General features: G+C 68.1%; 8 protein-coding genes. 4 read left to right on the forward strand and 4 right to left on the reverse strand.

Annotated features, from left to right (window positions below; all coding sequences use genetic code 11):
• Positions 1 to 11 precede the first annotated feature (11 nt).
• On the forward strand, positions 12 to 467 hold the full coding sequence (locus N5C88_RS08205; RefSeq protein ID WP_240633248.1) for a GNAT family N-acetyltransferase: 456 nt from the start codon (positions 12 to 14) through the stop codon (positions 465 to 467).
• 5 nt (positions 468 to 472) lie between these two features.
• Here N5C88_RS08205 and N5C88_RS08210 read toward each other — a convergent pair whose 3' ends face one another.
• A complete protein-coding gene (locus N5C88_RS08210) occupies positions 473 to 1,453 on the reverse strand; it encodes a helix-turn-helix domain-containing protein (RefSeq protein WP_118932495.1) in 981 nt (326 codons plus the stop codon).
• Positions 1,454 to 1,624: 171 nt separating this feature from the next.
• Here N5C88_RS08210 and N5C88_RS08215 point away from each other — a divergent pair, with 171 nt between their 5' ends.
• Together N5C88_RS08215 and N5C88_RS08220 are read left to right on the forward strand one after the other, a co-directional pair.
• Entirely contained in the window at positions 1,625 to 1,981 is a 357-nt protein-coding gene (locus N5C88_RS08215; RefSeq protein WP_059372524.1) for a DUF1428 domain-containing protein, read from the forward strand.
• A gap of 52 nt (positions 1,982 to 2,033) precedes the next feature.
• The gene (locus tag N5C88_RS08220) at positions 2,034 to 2,537 is read left to right on the forward strand and encodes a VOC family protein (protein ID WP_280015117.1); all 504 of its coding nucleotides are present in this window, start codon (positions 2,034 to 2,036) and stop codon (positions 2,535 to 2,537) included.
• Here N5C88_RS08220 and N5C88_RS08225 read toward each other — a convergent pair.
• A complete protein-coding gene (locus N5C88_RS08225; protein WP_059372520.1) occupies positions 2,534 to 3,055 on the reverse strand; it encodes a DUF1993 domain-containing protein in 522 nt (173 codons plus the stop codon). The two genes, N5C88_RS08220 and N5C88_RS08225, sit on opposite strands and share 4 nt — an antisense overlap.
• Before the next feature lie 113 nt (positions 3,056 to 3,168).
• Positions 3,169 to 4,251 (reverse strand): PHB depolymerase family esterase, encoded by a 1,083-nt coding sequence (locus N5C88_RS08230; RefSeq protein WP_251881872.1) that lies wholly within the window; start codon positions 4,249 to 4,251, stop codon positions 3,169 to 3,171.
• 210 nt (positions 4,252 to 4,461) lie between these two features.
• Here N5C88_RS08230 and N5C88_RS08235 point away from each other — a divergent pair, with 210 nt between their 5' ends.
• A complete protein-coding gene (locus tag N5C88_RS08235; protein ID WP_059372515.1) occupies positions 4,462 to 5,106 on the forward strand; it encodes a hemolysin III family protein in 645 nt (214 codons plus the stop codon).
• An 18-nt stretch (positions 5,107 to 5,124) separates the two neighbouring features.
• Here N5C88_RS08235 and N5C88_RS08240 read toward each other — a convergent pair.
• On the reverse strand, positions 5,125 to 6,295 hold a 1,171-nt coding region (locus tag N5C88_RS08240; RefSeq protein WP_280015118.1), incomplete at its 5' end, for an NAD(P)/FAD-dependent oxidoreductase.

Raw genomic sequence — 6,295 nt, forward strand, 5'->3', positions numbered from 1 at the left:
CCCGGGAGAGCATGATGCCCCCTCCAGGAAATGAAGTCGAAGTCGTGCTCGCCACCCAGGCCAGCGCTGCGCTGGTCGCGGCATTCGCCCGTCTCTTGCCGCAACTGTCCAGAACCGCGGCGCCACCGACGCGCGAGGCGCTGGACGAGATCATCCGATCCCCGTGCACCCACCTGTTCATCGCCACCATGGGCAGCGACAAGCGCATCGTCGGCACGCTGACGCTGGTGCACTTCCGCATTCCCACCGGCGTGCGGGCGTGGATCGAAGACGTGGTGGTGGACGAACAGGCCCGCGGCCTGAAGGTCGGCATGGCGCTGACGCATGCCGCCATCGTCAAAAGCCGCGAACTCGGGGCCAAGACGCTGGACCTGACCTCCAACCCGAGCCGGCTGTCCGCGCACCACCTGTACGAGTCCGCGGGCTTTGTGATGCGCGATACGCGGGTGTACCGGCACCAGGGCTGAAGCCGCTACTGAAAGTGGTAGCGCTCGCGGTAGCCCACCGGCGACATGCCGCAATACTTGCTGAAGATGTCGCGGAAGGCCTTGGTGTCGTTGTAGCCGACTTCGTACATGACTTCGGCCACGCTCTTGCGCGAGGTCTCCAGGCGCTTCTTGGCGGCTTCCACCCGCACCCGCTGCACGTATTCGACAATGCTGTTGCCGGTGGCCTGGCGAAAGCGGCGCTCCAGCGTGCGGCGTCCCATGGCATGACGGTCCGCCAGTTCCTCGACGGTGATCTTTTCCGTGTAGCGGCCTTCGATGTAATCCTGCACCGCGCGCACGACCTCGTCGGCGTGCGACTTCTGCCCCACGAACACCGAGAACGGCAACTGGCTCTGGCGGCTCCAGTCCAGCTGGAAGTACTTGGCGCACCAGATGGCGGTGTCGCGGTCGGTGTACTTTTCGATCAGGTGCAGCACCAGGTGCGCCGCGGAGAACGCGCCGCCGCTGGTGTAGATGCCGTTGTCCGCCATGACGACGCGGTCGCTGACCCATTGCACGCTGGGAAACAGGCTGGCGTAGAGGTTCTGGGCCACCCAGTGGACCACCGCCTGCTGGCCGTCCAGGACGCCGCCCGCCGCCAGCAGCGCGGCGCCCATGCACAGGCTGGCGACTTCGCCGCCCTCGCGGTGATGGCGCGACAGCCATTCGATCAGTTCGCGGTTGGACAGCACCGCGTCGGACACCGAACCCAGCAGCGGCGGCGCGATGCAGATGTCGATGTCGTGGGCATCGGCCAGGACCATGTCGGCCTGCACCGTGATGCGGCCCTGGTCCAGCCGGACTTCGCGGGTCAGGGCCAGCGTGCGCACCGTGAACCTGGGTTCGCGCCCGTGCGCGGCCAGGTATTCATTGGCGACCAGGAAGCCATGCCGGGCGGTTTCCAGCGAGGCGATGTTCGCCCCCAGGGGCAGTAGGAAGGCGACGTTTTTCATCCTGCAAAGCATACGCCTGCCAACTGTCGCAATCCACCCTCAAGATTGTCGCAATCGCCTATCTGAAATCGCCGGCGATCCCGATACAGTGACACTTACCGGAATGAGATCCGGGGTAGCGCCAAGGGCGGCTTGCGGGGCGTCCTGGCGCAGAACAGAACAACGTGGATCAAGGAGTTACTGATGGAAAAGTATGTAGACGGCTTCCTGCTGCCCGTACCCAAGGCCAACCTCGAAGCCTACCGGAAGATGGCGCAGCAAGCGCAGACGGTCTGGCTGGAACACGGCGCGCTGGATTACCGCGAATGCGTGGCGGAAGAAATCGACAAGGAAGGCGCCGGCTCGTTCAGCGCCGCCGCGGGCGCGCGCGAGGGGGAAACGGTGGTGTTCGCCTGGATCACCTACCCCAGCAAGGCGGATCGCGACCGGATCAACGCCAAGGTCATGGCGGACCCGCGCCTGGCGGAGCACTGCTGCGACGACGTGTTCGATATCAAGCGCATGTGCTGGGGCGGCTTCACCACTCTGGTAGGCGACTGAGGCGGCGGGATCCGTTCCCGCCCGTTCAAACGGAAAAATCTGGAGATACCTCATGGCAAACCCTGCAAGCAAACCCATCCCCGACGGCATGCACACGCTCACCCCGCACATCGTGTGCGAAGGCGCGGCGCAGGCCATCGACTTCTACAAGAAAGCCTTCAACGCCGAGGAACTGGCCCGGCTGCCCGGCCCCAACGGCAAGATCATGCATGCCGCCATACGCATCGGCGATTCCGTGATGATGCTGATGGACGACTTCCCCGAATGGGGCAGCCTGGGCCCGAAGGCGCTCAAAGGCACGCCCGTGACCCTGCATCTCTACGTCAACGACGTGGACGCCGCCATGAAGCAGGCGGTGGCGGCCGGCGCCCAGGTGACCATGCCCGTGGCTGACATGTTCTGGGGCGACCGCTACGGCCAGGTGGTGGACCCTTGCGGGCACCGCTGGTCCATCGCCACGCACAAGTTCGACCTGACGCCGCAGGAAGTGCAGGAGAACATGGCGAGGATGGGTCCGATGGAAGGCTGCGGCGACGCGTCAAAGAAGCAAGGCTAGGCAGCCGGCTGCGGATACGGCCCCAGGAAATCGAGCTTGCCGATCTTCACGCCCGCGTGGCGCAGGATGGCGTAGGCCGTCGTGACATGGAAGTAGAAGTTCGGCAGCGCGAACGTCAGCAGGTAGTCGTCGCCGCGGAACTCCTGCTTGAAGTCGCCGAACGCCAGCGAAACCTTGCGGCCTTCGGCGCCATCCAGCCGGTCCGCGGGCACGTCCCGCAGATACGCAAGGGTGGCGGCGATGCGCTGCTGCAACTGTTCGAACGTGGTTTCCTCATCCGGAAACTTGGGCGCTTCCACCCGCGACAGGCGCTGCACCGCGAACTTGGACGCGTCGCTGGCGCGCTGGATCTGGCCGCTCAACGGGTACATGTCCGGCGCCAGCCGGGCATTGATCAGTTCGGCCGGGTCCATGCCGGCCGCCGCCGCGTGGTCGGCGGCCTTTTGCAGCAGCGCGGCCAGCACGTTCAGGCCGCGGACGAAGGCAGGCACGCTGGCCTGATACATGGAAAGTGACATGGCTGGACTCCGGACAGGGACGAGGCGGCTGGCGCGGAACGCGCCGGGAATACGCTGATCTTACTGCCGTGGCCGGGACGGGACTGCCGCCCGCTGCGCGGACCGACCGCGGCTTATTCCGCCTGTCCGCGCGCCGCGCGGCGGTGCGTCTGGAAGAAGCGCCAGATCAGCGCCGAGGCATCCGGTCCGTTGCGCGCGTGATAGCGCACCGAGGCGTCGCCGCCGCTCCAGGCGTGCTCCACCAGCGTGATTTCGCATAGCCTTAGCAGCGTGCGGCTGCCGCGCAGCATATCGACGCGACGGTAGGATTTCTCCGTGCCCAGTCCCAGCACGCGCTCGACCGGCACGCTTTCGGGCGGCAGATCGTTGACGGCGCGGAACTGTTCGAACAATTGCCTGGCGTTTCGCGGCGCCACCGTCGGATCCAGCTGCCCCTGCAGAATCATGGCGGGCATACCCAGGCGGAACACCGCCGGGTCCGCGACTTTTTCCAGCAAGGGCAGCAGCGGCTTGAGCGCGCCGCGCCGCATGGTGCCGATGCCGCCCGCAGCGCTGTGGGCATCGCCCGCAACCGGCCCGGAATGCATGGCCACGGCGGCAATCAGGCGCGGATGCCGCAAGGCCACCAGCGCGGCCATGCCGGCCCCGGCTGACAATCCCGCGATGTAGACGCGTTCGGGGTCCAGCGCATGCCGGGCACACTCCGCGCGGATCAGGGCGGCGATCAGGTCCGCTTCCGCCCCGCCGTGCGCGTCGTCGGGCTGGAACCAGCGCCAGCAGCGCTGCACCTGACGGGTCATCGATTGCTGCGGATACAGCACCATGAAGCCGCCCGCGTCGGCCCATTGATTCATGCGCGAACCGCGGGCGAACGACAGCGCCGTCTGCCTGCAGCCATGCAGCATCACCACCAGCGGCATGCCGGCGCGCGGCGCCGCGGCGGGCGTGTAGCGCGCGAAAGTGAGACGGCGGCCCTGGGCATCGGAAAATTGCCGGGAGGCTTCCCAGCGGCCGGTCCCCAACGAAGGCGCGGCAGCGCTGCGGGAAGCGGAGGCCGCAGCGGGCTTGGCGGCCCGGCGCTTGGGCGCGCTGCGCTTCTTGGCAGCCTTGGGCGTGGCCATGCGCAAGGCCGCGCGCTGCAGCTTGCCGATCTTCTTTGCGGCCTTGAAAAACAAGTTGGTGAAACTGCGCGCCATTGCTGGGCCTCGGCCAGTAAACCTGCGTTTGCTTGCGCGCTGAATGTATCACAGAGTAACTTCCAGGCAGCGCTTTCGGGACGCCGACACGCAGGTCGATTTGCAGTAGATCAAACGGAGACCGCCTCGGCCGCGACCGGCTCGCTCGCCGCCTTGAGCCGCCGCCCCAAAGCGCCTAAGGTGTAGGCCTGAACCAACCTAGACGCATTCATGTTTCCCAACGACAGACCCCAGACCCTGGGCGAGGAAATCGCCAATGCCATCAGCCACGGCGTCGGCGCCGCGGGCGCCGTGGCCTCCGCTCCCATCCTGATCCTGGCCGCCGTGCGCCAGGGCGATGCCGCCTTCATCGCGGGCGCCGCGGTCTTCGCCGCGACGATGTGCCTGCTGTACCTGGCGTCCACCATCTATCACGCGCTGCCCAAGAGCCGCGCCAAGCAGCTCTTCAACGTGCTGGACCATTCCGCCATCTATCTGCTGATCGCGGGCACCTACACGCCTTTCGCCCTGGGCGCCCTGCGCGGCCCCTGGGGCTGGACCCTGTTCGGCCTGGTCTGGGGCATGGCCCTGCTGGGCGTCGGGCTGAAAGCCAGCAAGCGGCTCAACCGCCCGGCCATCTCCACGGGCCTGTATCTGGCGATGGGCTGGCTGGTGATCATCGCGGTCAATCCCCTGATCGAGCGCGTGCCCACGGGCGGCCTGTGGTGGCTGGTGGCGGGCGGACTGGCCTATACCGGCGGCGTGGTGTTCTTCGTGCTCGACAACCGCTGGCGCTACAGCCATTTCATCTGGCATCTGTTCGTGCTCGCCGGCACTGCGTGCCACTTCTTCGCCGTGCTCTGGTACGCGGCCTGAGGGCCGCCGCGCGGCGGATCAGCCGCGGCCCGGCTCCCCCGGCTGCGGCATGGCGAGCAGGCCGCGCTTCATCAGCGACTTCATCCCGGGCACGAGCAGCCCGCCACCGAACAGCAGGTCGCGCCACAACCCCGGCCCCGAAGCCTGGAAACATGGCGTCAGCGCCCGGCTGAGGCTCTGGTACAGGCGCGAAGGCAATAACCGGCTGCGGGCGTAGCGCGCCGGTCCCGCTGCGGCGCCGTGCTGCCCCAGGGCCCGCGCCAGCGCCATCGCATCCAGCACCGCCAGCGTCGTTCCCAATCCCAGCTGAGGACTCATCGCGTGGCCCGCGTCGCCCACCGCGCAATACGGGCCGGCAGCCAAGCCGCGCGGCCAGGTATGCCGGTATGTGGCCACCGCCAGGTCCTCGTGCCGCGAAATCTGATCCACCACGGGCGCGGCCTCGGGCCACAGGGACAGCATGCGGTCCTTCCAGGCGCCGATGGGCGCGGCGCGCCAGGCCGGCAAGGCGTCGTGCCGGATGCTCCAGAACAGCGACAGCCGCACGCCCTGGGGGCCGATCTCGGTGGGCAGCAGGCCCATCATTTCGCGGGTGCCGCGAAAGCGCTGCAGCAGCTGCGTCGCCCCGCTCCAGCCGGGCGTCCAGAACTGGCCCCACAACGCGCCCCAGGCGTAGGCGCGCGAACTCGCCGCCAGGCCGACCTGCTCGCGCAGCGCGGACGCGGCGCCATCGGCCACCACGAACACATCGAAACTGGACTCGGCGCGGGCTTCCCCCGCGCCGTGCGTCACGTGGGCCCTGCCCTCGCGGGTCGCCAGCGTCTCGACCGGACAGCCGAACGAGAACTCGGCGCCCGCGCGCCGCGCGGCCTCGAACAGCACTCCGCCCAAGGCTGCCCGCGTCACGGCCCGCGCGCCGTCACCCACGTAATCGATGTCCACGACTCGCCAGCCGCGATGCGACAGGCCCAGCAGGCGGTCGATCGGCGCGCCTACGTTCAGCGCCGCGACGTCGACGCCCAGGGATTTGAGCGCGCGCACCCCGGGCGGCTGCAGCAGCAGCCCGGCGCCCAGCGTGGTGAACCCCTGGTGTTTTTCAAAGACGCGCACCTGATGGCCGGCTTGCGCCAGCGCCAGCGCGGCGGCCAGTCCGGCGCTGCCCGCGCCGGCGATGCCGATGGATAACGGC

The sequence above is a fragment of the Achromobacter sp. GD03932 genome (genome assembly GCF_029839485.1).
Lineage (GTDB): Bacteria > Pseudomonadota > Gammaproteobacteria > Burkholderiales > Burkholderiaceae_B > Achromobacter > Achromobacter bronchisepticus_A.

Excerpts from the sequence above, each read along its gene's own strand:
- N5C88_RS08205 (WP_240633248.1), top strand. The coding sequence starts at position 12 with ATGATGCCCCCTCCAGGAAATGAAGTCGAAGTCGTGCTCGCCACCCAG.
- N5C88_RS08210 (WP_118932495.1), bottom strand. The coding sequence starts at position 1,453 with ATGCTTTGCAGGATGAAAAACGTCGCCTTCCTACTGCCCCTGGGGGCG.
- N5C88_RS08215 (WP_059372524.1), top strand. The coding sequence starts at position 1,625 with ATGGAAAAGTATGTAGACGGCTTCCTGCTGCCCGTACCCAAGGCCAAC.
- N5C88_RS08220 (WP_280015117.1), top strand. The coding sequence starts at position 2,034 with ATGGCAAACCCTGCAAGCAAACCCATCCCCGACGGCATGCACACGCTC.
- N5C88_RS08225 (WP_059372520.1), bottom strand. The coding sequence starts at position 3,055 with ATGTCACTTTCCATGTATCAGGCCAGCGTGCCTGCCTTCGTCCGCGGC.
- N5C88_RS08230 (WP_251881872.1), bottom strand. The coding sequence starts at position 4,251 with ATGGCGCGCAGTTTCACCAACTTGTTTTTCAAGGCCGCAAAGAAGATC.
- N5C88_RS08235 (WP_059372515.1), top strand. The coding sequence starts at position 4,462 with ATGTTTCCCAACGACAGACCCCAGACCCTGGGCGAGGAAATCGCCAAT.